At 70.2% G+C, this 17,830-nt stretch carries 18 protein-coding genes, 1 tRNA gene and 1 pseudogene; 10 read left to right on the forward strand and 10 right to left on the reverse strand.

Annotated elements, in window-relative coordinates:
- Positions 1-155 precede the first annotated feature (155 nt).
- Positions 156-881 carry a TetR/AcrR family transcriptional regulator gene (locus B9S64_RS30195; protein WP_103492218.1) on the reverse strand — a complete coding sequence of 242 codons (726 nt, stop codon included), beginning with the start codon at positions 879-881 and terminating at the stop codon, positions 156-158.
- Positions 882-1,077: 196 nt separating this feature from the next.
- On the opposite strand from B9S64_RS30195, the gene B9S64_RS30200 reads away from it, so the two are divergent.
- Positions 1,078-2,085 carry an NAD-dependent epimerase/dehydratase family protein gene (locus B9S64_RS30200; RefSeq protein ID WP_103492217.1) on the forward strand — a complete coding sequence of 336 codons (1,008 nt, stop codon included), beginning with the start codon at positions 1,078-1,080 and terminating at the stop codon, positions 2,083-2,085.
- Between the two features lie 96 nt (positions 2,086-2,181).
- Here B9S64_RS30200 and B9S64_RS30205 read toward each other — a convergent pair whose 3' ends face one another.
- Together B9S64_RS30205 and B9S64_RS30210 are read right to left on the reverse strand one after the other, a co-directional pair.
- Complete coding sequence (locus tag B9S64_RS30205; protein WP_103492216.1) at positions 2,182-3,081, reverse strand: transketolase family protein; 900 nt, start codon at positions 3,079-3,081, stop codon at positions 2,182-2,184.
- 107 nt (positions 3,082-3,188) lie between these two features.
- Positions 3,189-3,890 carry a transketolase gene (locus tag B9S64_RS30210; protein ID WP_103492215.1) on the reverse strand — a complete coding sequence of 234 codons (702 nt, stop codon included), beginning with the start codon at positions 3,888-3,890 and terminating at the stop codon, positions 3,189-3,191.
- A gap of 125 nt (positions 3,891-4,015) precedes the next feature.
- Here B9S64_RS30210 and B9S64_RS30215 point away from each other — a divergent pair.
- Positions 4,016-4,089: transfer RNA gene (locus B9S64_RS30215), tRNA-Pro, on the forward strand.
- Between the two features lie 110 nt (positions 4,090-4,199).
- On the opposite strand, the gene B9S64_RS30220 is transcribed toward B9S64_RS30215, so the two are convergent.
- Together B9S64_RS30220 and B9S64_RS30225 are read right to left on the reverse strand one after the other, a co-directional pair.
- On the reverse strand, positions 4,200-4,454 hold the full coding sequence (locus B9S64_RS30220) for a site-specific integrase (RefSeq protein ID WP_258037930.1): 255 nt from the start codon (positions 4,452-4,454) through the stop codon (positions 4,200-4,202).
- Positions 4,455-4,652: 198 nt separating this feature from the next.
- On the reverse strand, positions 4,653-5,318 hold the full coding sequence (locus B9S64_RS30225) for a nitroreductase (protein ID WP_103492213.1): 666 nt from the start codon (positions 5,316-5,318) through the stop codon (positions 4,653-4,655).
- Positions 5,319-5,576: 258 nt separating this feature from the next.
- Here B9S64_RS30225 and B9S64_RS30230 point away from each other — a divergent pair, with 258 nt between their 5' ends.
- The gene (locus tag B9S64_RS30230) at positions 5,577-5,846 is read left to right on the forward strand and encodes a hypothetical protein (protein WP_103492212.1); all 270 of its coding nucleotides are present in this window, start codon (positions 5,577-5,579) and stop codon (positions 5,844-5,846) included.
- Between the two features lie 27 nt (positions 5,847-5,873).
- Here B9S64_RS30230 and arsM read toward each other — a convergent pair whose 3' ends face one another.
- Positions 5,874-6,692 (reverse strand): arsenite methyltransferase, encoded by an 819-nt coding sequence (arsM, locus tag B9S64_RS30235; protein WP_103492211.1) that lies wholly within the window; start codon positions 6,690-6,692, stop codon positions 5,874-5,876.
- Between the two features lie 97 nt (positions 6,693-6,789).
- Here arsM and B9S64_RS30240 point away from each other — a divergent pair, with 97 nt between their 5' ends.
- The 4 genes and pseudogenes from B9S64_RS30240 to B9S64_RS34660 all read left to right on the forward strand — a co-directional run bounded on the left by B9S64_RS30240 (position 6,790) and on the right by B9S64_RS34660 (position 10,003).
- Positions 6,790-7,176 (forward strand): helix-turn-helix transcriptional regulator, encoded by a 387-nt coding sequence (locus B9S64_RS30240; protein ID WP_103492210.1) that lies wholly within the window; start codon positions 6,790-6,792, stop codon positions 7,174-7,176.
- On the forward strand, positions 7,173-8,282 hold the full coding sequence (gene arsB, locus B9S64_RS30245; RefSeq protein ID WP_103492209.1) for an ACR3 family arsenite efflux transporter: 1,110 nt from the start codon (positions 7,173-7,175) through the stop codon (positions 8,280-8,282). The genes B9S64_RS30240 and arsB overlap by 4 nt, the downstream gene beginning before the upstream one ends.
- Before the next feature lie 54 nt (positions 8,283-8,336).
- Positions 8,337-8,641, forward strand: a pseudogene (locus tag B9S64_RS30250) (phosphotyrosine protein phosphatase); the annotation flags it as partial.
- Positions 8,642-9,466: 825 nt separating this feature from the next.
- Entirely contained in the window at positions 9,467-10,003 is a 537-nt protein-coding gene (locus B9S64_RS34660) for a putative immunity protein (RefSeq protein WP_374936087.1), read from the forward strand.
- A gap of 174 nt (positions 10,004-10,177) precedes the next feature.
- On the opposite strand, the gene B9S64_RS30260 is transcribed toward B9S64_RS34660, so the two are convergent.
- From B9S64_RS30260 to B9S64_RS30270, 3 genes are all read right to left on the reverse strand, one after another.
- The gene (locus B9S64_RS30260; RefSeq protein ID WP_103492208.1) at positions 10,178-10,759 is read right to left on the reverse strand and encodes an NADPH-dependent FMN reductase; all 582 of its coding nucleotides are present in this window, start codon (positions 10,757-10,759) and stop codon (positions 10,178-10,180) included.
- A 122-nt stretch (positions 10,760-10,881) separates the two neighbouring features.
- Positions 10,882-12,021, reverse strand: coding sequence for an NAD(P)/FAD-dependent oxidoreductase (locus B9S64_RS30265; protein ID WP_103492207.1), 1,140 nt, complete (start codon positions 12,019-12,021; stop codon positions 10,882-10,884).
- Positions 12,022-12,589: 568 nt separating this feature from the next.
- The gene (locus B9S64_RS30270) at positions 12,590-13,285 is read right to left on the reverse strand and encodes a TetR/AcrR family transcriptional regulator (protein WP_103492206.1); all 696 of its coding nucleotides are present in this window, start codon (positions 13,283-13,285) and stop codon (positions 12,590-12,592) included.
- Between the two features lie 322 nt (positions 13,286-13,607).
- Between B9S64_RS30270 and B9S64_RS34665 the strand changes: the two genes are divergently transcribed.
- The 3 genes from B9S64_RS34665 to B9S64_RS30290 all read left to right on the forward strand — a co-directional run bounded on the left by B9S64_RS34665 (position 13,608) and on the right by B9S64_RS30290 (position 17,141).
- Positions 13,608-13,754 (forward strand): hypothetical protein, encoded by a 147-nt coding sequence (locus B9S64_RS34665; RefSeq protein ID WP_164345290.1) that lies wholly within the window; start codon positions 13,608-13,610, stop codon positions 13,752-13,754.
- 263 nt (positions 13,755-14,017) lie between these two features.
- Positions 14,018-14,554 (forward strand): hypothetical protein, encoded by a 537-nt coding sequence (locus tag B9S64_RS30280; RefSeq protein WP_146060141.1) that lies wholly within the window; start codon positions 14,018-14,020, stop codon positions 14,552-14,554.
- Between the two features lie 1,249 nt (positions 14,555-15,803).
- On the forward strand, positions 15,804-17,141 hold the full coding sequence (locus B9S64_RS30290) for a chloride channel protein (RefSeq protein ID WP_103492203.1): 1,338 nt from the start codon (positions 15,804-15,806) through the stop codon (positions 17,139-17,141).
- Positions 17,142-17,156: 15 nt separating this feature from the next.
- On the opposite strand, the gene B9S64_RS34670 is transcribed toward B9S64_RS30290, so the two are convergent.
- Positions 17,157-17,501, reverse strand: coding sequence for a hypothetical protein (locus B9S64_RS34670; protein ID WP_164345296.1), 345 nt, complete (start codon positions 17,499-17,501; stop codon positions 17,157-17,159).
- Between the last annotated feature and the right edge of the window lie 329 nt (positions 17,502-17,830).

Below are 17,830 nucleotides of genomic sequence, written 5' to 3' on the forward strand. Positions count from 1 at the left end.
GGGTGGACGGGTGCGGGGCGGGAGCGGCCGACCCGGGGCCCCGGGCCTGGGCGCTCGCCCGGGCGCCCGGGCCTGGGCGCCCGGGTCGGTCCTCGATGACGCCCGGTGGGCCCACGGTCGGTCCGTCGTCCTGAGGGCCCGGGTGGGGCACCCGCTCAGTCCAGCGCGAACGCGTCCGCCAACAGGTTCAGTTGAGCGACGAGCAGGGTGCCCCCACCGTGCCCCATCCCGGTGAAGTTCCCCGCCGCCTCCAGCCCGACCGAGCCGTGCAGCTGCGCCCATACGAGGACCGCGCCGGCCAGCGCGTACGACGGGGCACGCAGGTCGCCGAGTACGTCGGGCGCGTACTCCGCCACCCAGGCGCCCACGCTCTCGTCCTCCGCGAGCCAGTCCGTCATCTCCACCACCAGCGCGGCCAGCCCGGCTTCCGGTGTGCCGTTGGCGAAGACCGGCAGGAACGGCCCGAGCACCGCGCGGGCGCGGCCCCGAGTGTCGTCCGGGGCGACATAACCGGGCACGGGTGCCCCCTGGATCAACAGATAGCGGTGCGGCTCGTTGATCGCCCAGGCGCGGTAGGCACCGGCCAGTTCCTCCAGCCGCTCACGCGGACTTCGGCCACGCGTCTCGGCTTCGGCGGCCGCCTGCCCGACGGCTGCCGCCGCGTCGTCGTAGGCGTCCCTGATCAGGGCGCTCAGCAGGTCGTCCCGATTGGCGAAGTAGCGGTAGAGCGCCGGGCCCGAGAGCCCCATCTCCTTGGCGACGCGGGTCAGTGCCAGGGCGCCGACCCCCGACTCGGCCAGTTGTCCGAGCGCCGTCTGCTTGATCTCCGACCGGGTCTGCTCCCGATACCTGGCGCGCGGGCTCTCCTGGGCTCGGACCATCGTCGGCTCCTTCATCCGTGGGTGAGGGGTGAGCCCTGCGAGGACGACTCACTTCCGTTACGGAGCTTAACAAGCACTCTTGCGACGACCTCTCACTCGAGTTATGCTCCGTAACTGTTGATAGAGAGTGTGTCGAAAGCGACACCGCAACACGTCCGCTGGCTTCCAGTCGGCATTCAGCGAAGGAGCACCCACCATGACCGCCGCATCCACTCCCGCGTCCTCGCCTGCTCCCGGGTCCTCGTCCACTCCCGGTTCCTCGCCCGTACCCGCGCCGCACGCCGTGCTCGGCGCCGGGCCGGCCGGTACCTCCCTCGCTCGGGAGCTCGCGAGCCGGGGGCACGACGTACGCCTCGTCGACCGGCAGGGGAAGGGGCCCGCGATCGACGGCGTCACCAGGTTCACGGCCGACGTGTCCACCGTGGACGGCGCCCGCGCGGCCGTGGCGGGAGCAGCGGTCGTCCACCACTGCGTGAACGTCGGCTACCACCTCCAGGTGGAGGTGATGCCGCTGATCCAGAAGGCCGTGCTGGCCGCGTCCGAAGAGGCCGGTGCCCGTCTGGTCGTCCTCGACACGCTCTACCCGTACGGCGAGACGCACGGCGCCGTGATGACCGAGGACACGCCCTGGAGGGCGACCACCCGCAAAGGTGTGATGCGCGCGGAGCTGGACGCCCTCTACCTCGCCGCGCACGCCGAGGGGCGCGTCCGTGTGGTGCTCGGCCGCTCCGCGGACTTCTTCGGCCCCGGCGTCCTCAACTCCACGCTCGGCGGCGCGGTCTTCCCCGCGGCGCTGACCGGCGGGGAGGTCCCGGGCTTCGGCGACATCGACCTTCCGCACAGTTACACGTACATCCGTGACGTGGCGCGCGGGCTCGCCACTCTCGCCGAGCACCCGGACGGGGACGGGCGCGTCTGGCACCTGCCGACGGCCCCGGCGCTCACCACGCGTCAGATCCTCGGCATGATCGAGGAGCGCACCGGGCGGCCCTTGGACGTCACGGTGATGAGCGAACCCCGCCCGTTCGGTCCGTTCGACGACGTCTTCATGGCGGAGTACGCCGAGATGTTCTACCAGCACACCGAGGGTCAGACGGTCGACTCCTCCGCCATACGGGAGGCGTACGGTCTCGCCCCCACCCCGCTCGCGGACGCCCTGGACGAGACGCTCGCCTGGTACCGCGGCTTCCTCGCGGCCCGCTGACGCCGCCTGCCCGGTGCCGTCTGTCCACTGCCCGTCTGCCCGGCCTCCCGGCACCGGGCAGTTGCCCGCGGCACCCGTGAGTGCTCGCGGCGGGCGTCAGCCGCGCAGGAACCCGGTGATCCGCCGGCGCAGTCCGTCCGGGTCCAGGCCGTGCGCCGCGACGTGCTCCTCCAGCTGCCCGTACCGGCGCAGCTCCTCACGGGACACTCCGAGGCCGAGCACCCGGTGGGGAAGGTCGACCAGGGCGTCGTTGGCCGCGGCCGTCGACGTAGCGGCCAGGTAGGGCTCGACGATCACCACGTCGGCCGCAGGACCCGCGCCGACCGCACTCCGCAGCCCCGGGGCGTCGAAGGGGCGGACGGTGGTCGCGTACAGCACCGTCACATCCAGTCCCTCGGTCGCGGCGAGCACGTTGTCGAGCGTCGGGCCGACGGCCACCACCACCCCGGCGGACCCCTGCCGCAGGGGTGTGAACCCGTCCCCGGTCACCGGATGCGCCACACGGTTCGACTGGAGGGAGAGGCGTACGTAGACGCGGTCGTCCCCCGTGACGGCGTGCCTCAGCAGTGCCTCCGCCTCGTCGGGGTGCCCGGGGACGTGCACCGTCCAGCCGTCGAGGGTGTCCAGGAGGGCGACGTCGCCCGGTGCCATGTGGGTGAACCCGCCGGCCGGCCAGTCGTAGGACGCCCCGGCGCTGACGAGTACGCCGCCCACTCCCTGGTGGCCCAGGTCCAGCTTCACCTGCTCGAACGGCCGCTCCACCAGGAAGCTGGCGAACGTGTGCACCACGGGGCGCATCCCGGTCAGTGCCATCCCGGCCCCGGCGCCGATCAGCAGTTGCTCCCTGATGCCGACGTTGACCACCCGGTCGGGATGGGCCCGCGCGGCACCCTCGAAGCCGTCGCGGCTGATCTCGGCGAGCACCAGGGCGAGGCGGGGGTCCTCGTCCAGCAACCGTGAGGTGGTGGTGATGAAGCGGTCGCGCATCGTGTCCATGGGTGTCCTCCGTGTGTCCTGGGTCTTGTGTCCCGGGTCCTGTGTCCCGGGCCCTGGCTTGTTCCGCGCCCCCGCGCCGTCAGCCACGGGGGCCGGGGGTGCGACGCTCAGCGCTTGGGGTCGACGCGGGCGATCACGGCGTGCGGGCGGCCGGGATGCGGGGCGGTGAAGGCGTCGTACAGTGCGTCGTGGTCCCGGCCGTCCACCGTCCGGGCCGACCAGCCGGCGGCCTCGAACCGGGCGGCGATCCCGCCCGGCCGGGAGTGCGACGCGGAGGCGTTGTCGATCACCACGGTGTGCAGCTGCTCCAGGCCCGCCGGGCCGGCGTACGCGATCGCCTCGTGGTTGCTGCCCTCGTCCAGTTCGGCGTCCCCCGTCAGCACCCAGACGCGGGGCCCGGTCAACCCCTGGGCCCGCAGTCCCAGCACGCTCCCCACGGCCAGCGGGAGCCCGTGCCCGAGCGAGCCGCTGCCGATCTCCGCACCCGGCACGAGCAGCCGGTCCGGATGGTGACCGAGCGGCGAGTCGTACGCCCCGAACCCGGGCAGCAGCTCCTCTCCGAAGAAGCCGCGCGCGGCCAGTACGGCGTAGTAGGCCATCGGGCCGTGTCCCTTGGACAGGAGGAAGCGGTCTCGGTCGGGGGCGCCGGCCGTGGCGGGGGAGACCCGCAGGACCCGGTCGTAGAGCACCCACAGGGTGTCCAGCGTGGAGGTGGCCGCGGGTCCGTGCTTCTCGTCGCCCGTCATCAGGCTCATCAGCCGGTGCAGGTCGTCGTATCCGTACACCGGCGCGGCGGTCGTGTTCGTCATGTGGCTCAGCGTTCAACATCAACCAAGGTTGAGGTCAAGCGCCGAAAGGGTTCGTGACCACCCGCCCGAGTGCGGTATTGTTCTCATGCGCGTTCGGCCAGGGGAAACCCCAGGTCAGACGGCAGCGGGACGTGGCGCAGCTTGGTAGCGCACTTGACTGGGGGTCAAGGGGTCGCAGGTTCAAATCCTGTCGTCCCGACTGGAGACAGTCGCAGATCAGGGCCGGTTTCGGAGTAATCCGAAACCGGCCCTTGATCATTTTTGGGGACCAGTTGGGGACCAGCTGGAGGTCCGGCGTCCTTGACCGGGTCAGCGGGTCATGACGATGGGGCTCGGCAGCGAGCGTGGTGCGCGCAGCGCGTTGAAGTGGGCCGAGAGCGCCGCCCCGGCGGCCGTGATCTTGTGGACGTCCGGGTGCAGATAGCGCTGGGTGGTGGTCAGTGAACCGTGGCCGGGGATTCTGCGGAGGACGTGCACTTGGACCCCGGCGTCGGCGAACCGGGTCAGTCCCGTGTGTCGGAGGTCGTGGCGGCGCAGATGCCCGTAGCGGAGCCTGGTGACCACGTCGTCCCGGTGTGCGGCGTCGCGCGGGACGGCGGTGGAGTTGTGTCCGCCTCGCGGGCCCGTGAACAGGGGGGCGTCCGGACGGGGGCGGCGGACAGGATGCGCCGGGCGACGAGGGGGCGGATCTGCCCGACGAGGGGAACCTCGCGGGCCCGCCTGCCCTGAGGGCCTGTCCTCTCGATCTCGGCCGACCGGCGGTCACACTCCGATGAATCTCACCGTTTCTGTCATGTCCGCCCGCCCGGTGCGCAGTTGCGGGACGCCTTCCTTCTCGAATCCCACTGAGACGCCGCAGAACAGCACGAGTCCGTCATCGGCTCCGACCGCTCGGCTGACAGTCTCCCGGTACATGGTCCACATCACCTGGGGGCAGCTGTGCAGCCCTTCAGCTCGCAACAACAGCATGACCGTCTGTAGGTACATCCCGGCGTCAGCCCACTGCCCCGGCCCCATCGTCCGGTCGAGGTAGCAGAACAGAACTGCCGGTGCCCCGAACGCCTCCGAGTTCAAGGTGGCGATCTTCCTGGGCCGGTCTGGGTCGTCGCGCTCGATCCCCAGCGCTTCGTACCGCTGGGCGGCGGCGGCAGCAAAACGGTCCAGATACGGTGAGGCCAACCCGTCCGGGTACACCGGGTACTCACGCTCGTCGCCGGGGTCCCCCGCCAGTGCCCTCGCTGTCGCGGTCCGCTTGAGTTCCGCCAAGGGCTCACCGGTCACGACGTACAGGTGCCACGGCTGGAGGTTGCCGCTGGAGGGAGCCCGCGTCGCCGCGGTCAGCACTCGTTCGAGTATCTCCTTGGGCACGGGCTCGTCGTCGAACGCCCGCACGGCCCGGCGACTGTTCACGGCCTCATACACATCCACGTCTTCGCGTCCTCTCGTTCAACCGGGCCCCTCCAGCGTATTCAGCCGTCCGTACCGAGCATCGCCGGTGGGTTGGAAGACGCCCCGACGATCAGTCCAGTCGTTGACAAGGCCCTGCGGGACAAGGGGGACTTGACGGGCACTCAGGGGATCCGCTGGAGCCGCTTCCACCCGTCAGCCTTGGGCGCTGTGGCAGGTGGCGGGATCATCGCCAGGTCGTGAACGGGGGGTGCTGTACCGGATCCGTACGGGCGTGCAGTGGCGCTTCTACGACAGATCCAGGCCGACGCGGACGCGGCTCGGCATCCGACGCCGTCCCACCGCAACGCCTCGCTCATGGACCTCGCCGCCGAACTTCCCGCGTTCGCCTTCAGCCTCCTGCTCGGCTTCAGCGAGCAGACCGCCGCGAACTGGATGGCCGGGAGCGGCGGCGAGGACGCCTCCTACGGCGCCCACCGGGCCCGCACCGCAGGCAGCGCCCGCCCGGCGAGCCAGGGCGATCCGGTCACGGCCCCGCGCGTGCCGTGACCGCATACGCCGGTCTCGGACTACGTTTCAGCCGCAGCAGCCGGAGCTGTCCTGTGCCAGCGGCAGTGCCACACCGGATTCGACGCCGAAGGGCGCGGTGGTGGGCTTGACCGCCCGGACGATGGCGGAGTGCATGCCGTCGGCGACCGCATGGGTCGGGTCGAGTTCGATGTCCGTGAACCCAGCCGCCGCCAGGCCCTCGCGGTATTCGGCGAAGGACAGCGCGCCGGCGATGCAGCCGACGTAGTCCCCGCGCTCCGCGCGCTGGGCCGGGGCGAGTCCGTCGTCGGCGACGACGTCCGAGACGCCGATCCGGCCGCCTGGCGCCAGGACGCGGAACATCTCCGCGAACACGGAGGGCTTGTCGGTGGACAGGTTGATGACGCAGTTGGAGATCACGACGTCGATGGTGTTCGACGGGAGCGGGATCGCCTCGATGGTGCCCTTGAGGAACTCGACGTTGGTGGCGCCGGCCTTCTTCTGGTTCGCCAGCGCCAGTGCGAGCATTTCCTCGGTCATGTCCAAGCCGTACGCCTTGCCGCTCGCGCCGACACGGCGGGCGGAGAGCAGGACGTCGATGCCGCCGCCGGAGCCGAGGTCGAGGACGCGCTCGCCTTCGTGGAGGTCGGCCACCGCGGTGGGGTTGCCGCAGCCGAGGGAGGCCGCGACGGCCTCGGCGGGCAGGGACTCGCGCTCGTCCGCCGCGTAGAGGGTGGAGCCGAAGTTGTCGTCGATCTCGATGGCCTGCGGACCGCAACAGGCCGTGCCGCCCTCGGTGACCTGGACGGCTGCGGCGGCGTACCGGTCACGGACGGTTTCGCGCAGGCCAGTGGTGTGACTACTCATCGCAATGCCCCCAGGGTCGGCGTGGTCCACAACGGCTTGATTCGATGGCTCTCGATGCAAGCTTGCGTGTTGGATCGAAGTTCGTCAACATAGACACATGTCGAAACAAGGACTCATGGTGCTCGGCCAGGACGACGCCGACGAGTGCTGCCCGGGGCTGCTGACCACGCCGTTGGGCGAGGAACAGGCGGTCGAGCTGGCCAAGGTGTTCAAGGCGCTCGGCGACCCGGTCCGCCTGCGGCTACTGTCGATGATCGCCTCGCGTGAGGGCGGCGAGATCTGCGTCTGCGATCTCACCCCCGCCTTCGACCTCTCCCAGCCGACGATCTCCCACCACCTCAAACTGCTGCGGCAGGCCCGGCTCATCGACTGCGAGCGGCGCGGGACCTGGGTCTACTACTGGCTGCTGCCGGAGATGACCGACAAACTCGCCGGCGTTCTCACCCGCCCCGGCCGGCCCGCCACCGCGGAGGCGTCCTTGTGAGCGACCCGACCACCGCGCCGGTCGCCGGGCGACTGTCTTTCGTGGACCGCTACCTCGCCGTGTGGATCCTGGCCGCCCTGGCCGCCGGCCTGGGCCTTGGCCGTCTCGTGCCCGGCCTGGGTGACGCGCTGGCGAAGGTCACCGTCACCGGCGTCTCGCTGCCGATCGCCCTCGGCCTGCTGGTGATGATGTACTCGGTGCTGGTCAAGGTGCGTTACGACCGGCTCGATACCGTCACCCGCGACCGCCGGCTGCTCATCCCGTCGCTGCTGCTGAACTGGGTGCTCGGCCCGGCGCTGATGTTCGCCCTTGCCTGGATCCTCCTGCCGGACCTGCCCGAGTACCGCACGGGCTTGATCATCGTCGGCCTGGCCCGCTGCATCGCCATGGTCGTCATCTGGAACGACCTCGCCTGCGGCGACCGCGAGGCAGCCGCCGTCCTGGTTGCCCTCAACTCCGTTTTCCAGGTCGTGGCGTTCGGTCTGCTCGGCTGGTTCTACCTGTCCGTCCTGCCGGGATGGCTCGGGCTGGAGCAGACTACGCTGGACGTGTCGGTGTGGGAGATCGCCCGCAGCGTCCTGATCTTCCTCGGCATTCCACTGGTCGCCGGGTTCCTGACCCGTCGCCTGGGCGAGAAGGCCAAGGGCCACGCCTGGTACGAGATCGAGCTGATCCCGCGCATCGGACCGTTCGCCCTGTACGGCCTGCTGTTCACCATCGTCGTGCTGTTCGCGCTCCAGGGCGACGCCGTCACCTCCAAGCCGCTCGACGTCGCCCGGATCGCGTTGCCGCTGCTCGTGTACTTCGCGCTGATGTGGGCTGGGGCCATGGCCCTGGGCCGGGCCGTCGGGCTCGACTACCCGAAGGCGACGACGCTTGCGTTCACCGCCGCGGGCAACAACTTCGAGCTGGCCATCGCGGTCGCCATCGCCACCTTCGGTGCCACCAGCGGCCAGGCTCTCGCCGGCGTCGTCGGCCCGCTCATTGAGGTACCGGTCCTGATCGGCCTCGTGTACGTGGCACTCGCCGCCCGCCGCTACTTCCCCAACCCGCCGGCACCGGCGGCCACACCGGCCGCCGAACCGGAGGGCTCCGCCCGTGTCTGACGCGTCAAGCCCTCGGTCCTGTTCGTCTGCGTCCACAACGCCGGACGCTCCCAGATGGCCGTCGGCTTCCTTACCCGCCTCGCCGGTGATCACATCGAGGTCCGCTCAGCGGTTCCCTGCCCGCCGACCAGGTCAACCCGGCCGATGTCGAGGCCATGGTCGAAGTCGGCATCGACCTCACCGCCGCGACACCCAAGGTACTGGCCAACGAAACGGTCCAGGCTTCCGACTACGTCATCACCTTGGGCTGCGGCGACGCCTGCCCGATCTTCCACGGCACGACCTACCTCGACCGCAACCGCGAGGCACACTGGAACGATGTCGTGCGCCCGGTGCGCGGCGCCTTCGACCGCGTCCGCCGGGTGGACCCGGCAGAGGCCGGTCTGGGAGCTCGGCGACCTCGGCCTCGGTCGCTCCGGCCGCGTAAGGTCATCCCCTGGTGCGTCGTCACCCGGTTCGACGCCCACGTCCATCTGATCGGCGTCGGCTACCCCCTACGGCGACATGCCGCCGAGGCCGTGCAGGTCATGCTGCGCACCGCCTACGTCCTGGTGCGTGACACGGGTTGCCGCGCCTGGGAGGCCCGCTGGCTGCGCATGGACTGCCTCGAAGCGCGGGACGGCGAGTGTATCCCGATCGGGGACAACCACACGGTCCGCCGCAACCGGCGCCGCCAGGAACGCAGAGCGACCAACGACGCCCGCGCGGCGGGGCCAGAGAGCCGGCCGGGCGGAGGGTGGAAGAGCAGCTACTCCAGGAGGACAACCGGCTGCCGCGGCAGGAGCCCGAGCATCTCAAGGGCGCCGTGCGCCGCAACCTGTGTCAACAGCTTGATCAGATCGGCGCCGCCGGCCTCCGAGCAACTCACCGAGGTGCAGGCCGACTTGGCCAGTGCACGCCTCAGCCCGCGCCGGATGATCCGCAGTGAGCTCCCGCCGACTTGAAATCGCAGGCCGAAGGGCTGGTGTGACTGGTTCTCGGGGTGCTCACGCTGGTCGAGGGCGACGGTCTGCGGAGTAGATCATCTGGCGGAGCGGTCGGCTGGCCGGTTCCTGCCTGCTGTGGCCGGGTGGCCTTCCACGATCCGGTCTGCTCGGAGCCGGTCGGCATGGGGCCGACCCGGAGCCGGCCCAGCCGCCTGGCTGTCCCGCGTAATGGTCGAGGATGGAGTCATGCCAGGGGAAGTGAGCGAGATCGCTCTGAGTAAGCAAGATCTTCGTGAGGTCACCGCGTTCGCTGCGGCGTGCGCGGAAATGGTGCTGGAGGTATTCGAAGACGATCAGCCGGACGACTTGCGGCCCCGAGAGGCTGTCGGTGCCGCGTGGGAGTTCGCTCAAGGCGGTGAGCGTGGGCAGGTTCTACGCGACAGGGCTTGGGCAGCACTCAAGGCAGCCAAGAGCGCGGACACCATGGCTGCGCGCGAGGCGGCTCGGGCAGCGATGTCCGCGGCGGGCGCTGCCTACCTGCATCCGCTGGCCAAGGGCACCCAGGTCAAGCACATTCTCGGAGCTGGCGCTTACGCGGCCAGAGCGGCCGAACTCGTCGCCGACGACGATCGGAGCGTTGGTGACGAACACCTTGAGCAGGCGGTGCGTCGTGCGACACCGGCCGTCGTTGACGTGCTCAAACGATTCCCCACGGCGCCGAGTGGCGGCGGACGAGTTGCTGAGTTGGTCCGCATGCTGGACGCTGACCTTCGTTCACTCGCCCCCGCCGAGTGACTTCGGACGTTCAGACGGTGCGGCCCCGCGCCTCCGCCAGCGGTTGACTTCGAGGTTCGTCAAGACAGGCGGGGCGCGCAGGAGCTGGGTGGCGCGGGCGGGGCCGGTGCGGAGCTTGGTAAGGGTCCGAGAGCCGCCCCATGGAGCGGCTCCGTAAGCCAGGAGACGGGCAGGTCAGGCAGGAGCGGCGGCCTTCGCGTCGCGGGCCTGGGCGAGCGCTTCGGTCCAGGGGAGCAGCTGGTCGAGCATCGTCGTCAGGGCGGGGCCCTGGTGCTCTCCAGGGGTGAACGTCTTGCCGAAGTCCGCGAAGTCGGTGCGCAGGTTGAGAGCGACGGTGGCGGACACGTCCGCGAGTTGCAGCGCGCCGAGGACCGGGCGCAGGGCCTCCACGGCGCGCACCCCGCCGTCGATGCCGTAGGAGACGAGGCCGACGGCCTTGTTGTTCCACTCGGCGTAGACGCGGTCCAGGGCGTTCTTGAGTACGCCGGGGAAGGAGTGGTTGTACTCGGGGGTCACGATCACAAAGCCGTCAAAGGAGGCGACCGTGGCGGCCCACTGCTGGGTGTAAGGGTGGGTGTAGCGGCCCATGGCGGGCGGGAACGGCTCGTCGATCTGCGGCAGGTTGACCTCGGCGAGGTCGATGAGTTCGTACTCGGCGTCGCCGCGCCGGGTGGCCTGTCGCAGAACCCACTGAGCGACGTTCGCTCCGGCACGGCCGGTGCGGGTACTGCTGAGAATGATCGCGATCTTCGGCAACGTGGCTCCTATGGACGAAAAATGATCAGCCGTGAAAGTGGCGAGAGAGGCCGCCTGCACAGGCCTCCGGGTACGGCTGAGCGGTATGCGGCGGCCCGCAGAGGGTTCTCGCCGACCAGCGGTTATCGGCCTGCCGGGCTGTTGGTGAAGAACGACACCATCTGCTCCAGGCCCTGCGGGCCGAACATGGTGTCCAGGCTCTGGGCGGAGTCGGCGGCGGAGGTCTCGCTGCGCGGGAAGAGAGCTTCCTCGTAGGCGGCCAGGGCGGCCTCGGTGTCGCCGGGGTGGGCGGCGACGGCGGAGGCGAGCTCGGAGCCGTCGAACATGGCCAGGTTGGCGCCCTCGCCGGCGAACGGCGACATCACGTGCGCCGCGTCGCCCAGCAAGGTCACGCCCGGCACCTGCTCCCAGCGGTGCCCCACCGGCAGGGCGTGGATGCGGCGCGGGGTCATCGTGTCCGCGTCGGCGACCAGGCCGCGCAGGCGCTCGTCCCAGCCCTCGAAGTGCGCGAGGACGGCGTCCTTGGCCGCCGGCAGGTCGGTGAAGTCGATGGTGTCCAGCCAGCCCTCGTCCGTCTTGAGGGCGGTGTAGACGTGAAGGCTGCCGTCGGTCTCCCGGTGCGCGAGGAAGCCGCGTTCGTCGCCGAGGCAGATGAAGAAGCCGCCGCCGATGACTTCGGCGCTGCGCGGGTGGCGGGCATCCGCGTCGAGCAGGTCGGTCTCGACGAAGGAGATGCCGGTGTAGGCGGGCTTGGCGTTCGAGACGAGCGGGCGCACCCGGGACCAGGCGCCGTCGGCGCCGATCAGCAGCTCGGTGGTGATGGTGGTGCCGTCGGCGAAGGTGACCTCGTGGCGGCCGCCGTCCAGGACGCGGGCCCCGGTCATCTTCTTGCCCCAGTGGATCGTGCTGTCGGGCAGCGCGTCGGTGAGCAGGTCGCGCAGATCGCCGCGGTCCACCTCGGGACGGCCACCGTCGCCGCTGTCCTCCTCGCAGACGTGGACGGTGCCGTCCTTGCCGAGGAGGCGCATGGCCTCGCCGCCCTCGTGGATGATCTTGCGGAAGCCGTCGTAGAGGTCGGCGGCGCGCAGGGCCTTCTGGCCGTTCTCCTCATGAATGTCGAGCATGCCGCCCTGGGTGCGGGCCTCGGGGGTGGCTTCGAGTTCGAAGATGGCCGACTCGATGCCGTTGACGTGCAGGACGCGGGCGGCGGTGAGGCCGCCGAGGCCGCCGCCGATGATCGCGATGGGGTGGTGCGTGCTCATCCGGGAACTCCAAGCAGGGATAGGGGAGTGTGACGCCGCGGGCGCACCGGGTACCGGCGCTCACGCATCCACGGTAACGAACACGTTCGCCACGAACAAGTTCGTCGCGACCGTGTCGCCCCTTCAAGGCTGGACGGAGCCCTCCCCAGCCGCCACGGGCGCGGCACGGCCTCGACCCGAGCGGCCGACGTGGAGGCCGGGAGCCCAACGAAGCGCGGACCAGGTCTCTCGCTCGTCGTCCGTGACGTCGGCCGCCCCTCCGGAGCGCGGCTGGGCCGTTCCCTCTCCGTTGAGGAGGTTGGGCGGCGGTGATGAAGTCCGCGCCCCGCTCCCGGCTCCATCCGCAGAGGGAAACGCCGTGCCGCCGCACCCCGGCATCCAGCCGGCGGCTGGCCGCTCGACAGGTCGGCGTCCCCTACGGCAGCGCCACGCCGACGTCGGGACAAGCGGCCGGTGTCAGCCGATGTGAACGGTCGGACACCGGTCGAACGGCGGACCGTGTTCGGACGTGACCTGGTCGATGCGCACCAGCACGCCAGGGCGCATGCGGCCGGTTCCGGGCCGGTGATCAGCCCTCGGCGCCCGGTACGTGCGTGTGAATGATGCCGTTGATCACGACATCGAAGCCCCAGGCCAATCTGCTGGCCTCGGTTCCGGCCAGCAGGACCGGAAGGTGGGCCTTGGTCATCGGGTGGGTGGCCTCATCGACCCCGTACGCGGCCCGAGCGAGGGCGTCCCAGTCGTCTTGGCTCGTCGGGTCGCGATCCTGCGTGCCGTGCTCGGCCGCGGTGGCCGTCGCGTACTGCAGCAGGTTGTCGACACCCCAGGCGACCTGTGCCCGGGGAGCCCCGCTGTGGGAGAGCAGGAGCAGAAGTCGCTCGACCAGATTGAGGTAATTCTCACCGCTCGGGCGGGCCACCAGCGCGGACCGGGCCAGCTGCGGGTGCTCGAAGAGCAAGTGTGCGTACGAGGTCAGGACCGCGATGAGCTGGTCGCGCCAGTTACCGCCGGGCTCGTCGGCGGGCATCGCCACCTCGCCCAGAAGGGCGTCCAGGACGGCGGCGTGCAGTTCGGCGGTGTTGGCCAGGTAGACGTAGAGCGAGGCCGGGCCGGTGTCCAGCTCCTGGGCCAGGCGCCGCATGGTGACCTTCTCCAGCCCCTCGGAGCGCATCACCAGCACGGCCACGTCGATGATTCCGTGTCGGGTCAGAGCGGGCTTGGCAGGTCGCTCACGCCGGCTGATCGGTTCTCGCTTCGTAGTCATACTCCGATCGTAACGAACATGTTCGTCTTCGGGTGGGCGCGGGATTGCCGCAAGGCCCCTACCCCTCTTGTGTCCGCGCTACGACCCGGTTGTCTGCCGCCACGCCGGCAGCGAGCCCCGCCGCCCACCACCAGAGCCGAGCCTCCCCGTGAGCCCACGACGACACCACCCACGGGGTGGGGCCGGCTCCCAGCTCAATGATCGGCAGATCCGCGACCACCTGCCCGCGCCCGCTCCACACCCGGGACGCGACAGAGCGCACCGCGATGGAGGCGACAGCGAACGCCCGCGCCTTCGCGTCGGACATGTGCACCCCCGGGTCATGCTTCGCCGGACCCCTGCTGACCTGCTCTCCGATGGAGCCCGACGGCGTCACCGGCGCGCCCCTGTCCAGGCCCTGCGGGCCAGGGACATCGGCATCGCCTGCGTGGTCATCGAGGACGCGGGCGAGGCCGGCGCGTGCTGCTAGCCTCTGGGTGACGCGCATGAACCGGCGGGGGCAATGGGGGTGCTCGGCACGGTGGCTGACGATCGATCTGATGCACACACGCCTGGCCGGGGCGGCAACCGTGCGGACGGTGCGCAACCGCCCGCATCGCCACCCCCACCACCGGACCCGCCAACGCCTGACGGCGGGGATGGCGGTGGGGGGGCGGAGGCTGGTTCAGCAGACACCAGCAGGCAGCTTGGATCGCGGCCGGGGCGACGGTCCTCGCCGCCCTGATCACGGCCGTGGTGCCTGTTCTCGGCTCGCCCGGTGACGACAAGGCCGACGGCACCCCGACCGTGGTGCCTTCATCACCTTCCGTCTCGGCGCCCGAATCCTCACCCGCCTCCAGTGCGCCGTCGAAGCAGACCGACACGCACGAACCCGACGACAGTCCTTCGCCCGCAGGAAGCGAACTCTGGCGAGGCTCATTGCTGCTCGACCACGAGCCCAAGGATCTGGACACCGGACAGCCCGTCGCTGTCGGCTTTGCCGACGAAGGCGATGTGTACACGTTGCCCGGGAACGAGATCGAGGGGTGGAACGGCACCATGATCTCTCTCTGGTCAGGACGTACGACCAGACTGCCGAGCTACGAGGAATGCACGAACATGGTTGATGCGGAAGGAACCCGAAAGCAGCAACTCACCAAGAACGGGGTGCTATGCGTACGCACCAGCGCCGGGAACATTGCCCGGCTCAAGCTCACTGCGCTCGGCTCCGACGGCATCGGTAGCGATAACCGCAACATGTTCGATGCTGTCATATGGGACGCGAGCTGAGCCGGCTGCATGGCGCCGGATCTCTACTACTGGGTCAAGGTCGAAACGTACAAGGGTCGCAGCCAGAACACCGCCGCCCGCACCGGGATGCGGCGGGTCGCCGACGACCGGCCGGTCCAGACCATGGCTGACGCCGGACGTAACTGCACTGGCCCGAGCGGCCCGAGCGGCCCGATGGTGTCGAGAAGATCGCCGGCTACCCGAACTCGGCTGCGCAGAGGCGCGATGGCGTGGCAAGGTGCGCTTCCGCTCCGAGAAGGCCCTGTTCTCCCGAAGTTACGGCGAAGTGACACGTAGCCCTCTGTGATCAGAGCGACGCTCGGTCAGGGAGAGCGATCCGGAGTCCGGGGACTTCGCGACCTTGAGGTCGGCGAAGTCGGTGTGGGCTGGGTGGCGGCTTCGGGGCATGTCTCGCGCTTGGTGGGCTCGGTGAGCGCCCGGTAGATGCTCGGCCTCCGAGGGGCTCTGTTCCGTGCGCTTGCCGGTGGGATGATCAGGTGGGGCTGGATCTGCTCGACGGGCTCGCCGCCCGTGCGGCCACGCAGCATGGTGTGGGGCATGTCGGTGATGACCCAAGGCCGGTCGCCGTGCTTGCCCTTTGCGGGCCGCGGTGTCGAGCCCCTTCAGCGTCGATTCCCGGATTTTCTCCCGCTCGGTCTCCGCCATCGCGGCGAAAAACGTGAACGGCGGCTTCCCCGGCCCGGTCGGGTCGTAGATCCCGGGCAGGGGCCCGGGACCCGGCGAGCCTCTCCAGGGCCAGGCCATGGGCGGTGAGGTGGTCGGCGAGCGCGATGTGTTCGGCGGCGTCGCGGCCGGGCTGCTTCGTCTCGTACACGGTGACGATGAGCCGGCGGTGCGGGGCGTGCGCCTTGGCCTTCCGCGCGGTCCGCAGCGCCTCCTCGCACGTCGGCCGTACGCGGACCGGGGGTGCTGATCTTCTCGCCGAAGATCTTGTCTGTCGGCATACCGTGCTTGCTGAGCGTGTCGAGCTGGGAGTCGAGTTCCTGATCTTGCTCGCGCAGAGGAACGTCTGTGAGAGCGGATGTTCCTTCCGTCGCGTCACGTACGCAGGAACGTGTACGGCGTCGCGTTCCGTTCGAATGGCGTACGGACTCCCTGGCCAGAGTGCTGGCGGCCGGTATGCGTGCCCGGCGCGACACGCGCGCCGGGCACTCCTTCGGCCGGGCGGGACGGGAGACGATGCCCGGTGAGGGTCCAGCAGCGGCTGGCTTCCGGGGAAAGACGGGCGATGGACGGCAAACGGGGCAGCACCCAGGGACAGGACAAGTCCGGCAGCGTGGGCATGGCGGGGCAGCCGAACCTCATCGCGCCGTCGGATGTTCCCGCGCTGTCCGCGCGGTTCTGGGTTCTGGTGGTGGCCACGGGGGTGCTCGCGGGCTTTGCGGGTGCCGCGCTGATGGTGGTGCTGCATACGGCGGCCCACCTCACCTATTCCTACCGGTCGGGGAGTTTCCTGACCGCGGTCGAGCAGGCCGGCGCGGGCCGCCGTGTGGTGGCCCTGGCCGCCGCGGGGGCAGTGGCCGGGATCGGCTGGTGGCTCCTGCGGTGGTGGACGGGCCCTGGCAGCTCGGAGGTGAGTACGGCGCTGTGGCGCCACGAAGGGCATCTGCCGCTGCGGCGGAGTCTGGGCACCGCGGTCCTGTCCGTGGTGATCGTCGGCATGGGCGCTTCACTGGGGCGCGAGGGAGCACCGCGGCTGGCCGGTGCGGCGCTGGCTTCCCGGCTCTCCGACTGGGCCCGTCTGGACACCACACACCGCCGGCTGCTCGCCGCCTGCGGCGCAGGGGCGGGTATGGCGTGCGTGTACAACGTCCCGCTGGGCGGGGCGCTGCTGACACTGGAGGTGATGCTCGGCGTCCTGTCGCTACGCCTGGCCCTGCCGGCTCTGGCCACCTGCTGTATCGCCACCGCGGTCTCCTGGACGATCTTGCCCGACGGGCCCACCTACCAGCTGCCCGAAGCGGGACTGTCCACGTCCCTGACCGTGTTCGCCGTGCTGATCGGGCCCCTCGCGGGACTGATCGCGGTCGGCTGGGTGCGGATGATCCGGATCGCGCACGGACACCGGCCCACGGGGTGGGGGCCGCTGGTCGCACCGCTCCTGGTGTTCACCCTGGTCGGTGTGCTGGCCATTCCCTATCCCGAACTGCTCGGAAACGGCAAGGACATTGTTCAGCTCACACTCACCGCGCAGGTCGCCACGCCCCTCCTGGTGGCTCTGCTCTTCCTCAAACCGATCGCCACCGCCGCCAGCCTGGGCAGCGGCGCCAGCGGCGGTCTGTTCACCCCCACCATCGCCACCGGTGCCCTGCTCGGCTCCCTTGCCGGACAAGGCTGGTCACAAGCATGGTCCGCCCCGGCCGCCGGTTTCGCGGTCATCGGAGCGGCTGCGTTCCTCGCCGCCGCCATGCAGGCTCCGATCGCCGCCGTCGTCCTGATGCTGGAACTCACCCGCACAGTCGATGCCCTGATGGTCCCCCTGCTCTTCGCCGTCACCGGCGCCATGCTCGTCTCCCGTCGGCTCGACACCCCCTCCATCTACTCCGTACGCCTCCCCGCCCAATGACACCCGCCGGTGCGCTCACTCGCCGGTGAAGCCGGTGGCGAACTCGGCCTCCTTGAGAATGCCGATCAGGCCGATGGTGCCGCCCCAGCGACGTTCGGTGCGGGGCGCGAACTGGTGGCAGAACCCGGAGAACGATCTACCCGGGTCCTGCGGCCGGAGGATCGCGTCGTCCGCCGCCAGTGGTTTGGAGTACGACGAGCGCAGCACCGTACGCCCCCGGGCCCGGTAACGCGCCTCGTTCGCCGCTGTCTTCGCCGCCAGCGCCTTCAGCATGGACTCCCCGGCCACCGGATAGATCACCTTGCGGACCGCACCGCCCGGCTCCGCGACAAAAGGGTTGACCCCCACTCCTGGGGTCAAGGTGCCGCAGGTTCGAATCCTGTCGTCCCGACTGGAGACAGTCGCAGGTCAGGGCCGGTTTCGGAGCAATCCGAAACCGGCCCTGACCGTTTTTGGGGACCAGTCGGGGATCAGCGTCCTTGACAGGGGCGGCGGGTTGTGCTGATCGGGCTCGGCGGCCGGCGTGGTGCGCGGAGAGGGCTGTGCCAGCTGCCGTGATCGTGTGGACGTCCGGGTGCGGGTGGCGCTACGTGGTGGTCAGTGAAGCGAGGCCGGCGATCCCCGGTCTGTCAGGACTTGGGCAGGGCGGCTGTCGAGTCCGGCGCCGCTGGTGGCCGTGTGGCCGTTCA

This window comes from Streptomyces sp. SM18 (assembly GCF_002910775.2).
Classification (GTDB): Bacteria; Actinomycetota; Actinomycetes; order Streptomycetales; family Streptomycetaceae; genus Streptomyces; species Streptomyces halstedii.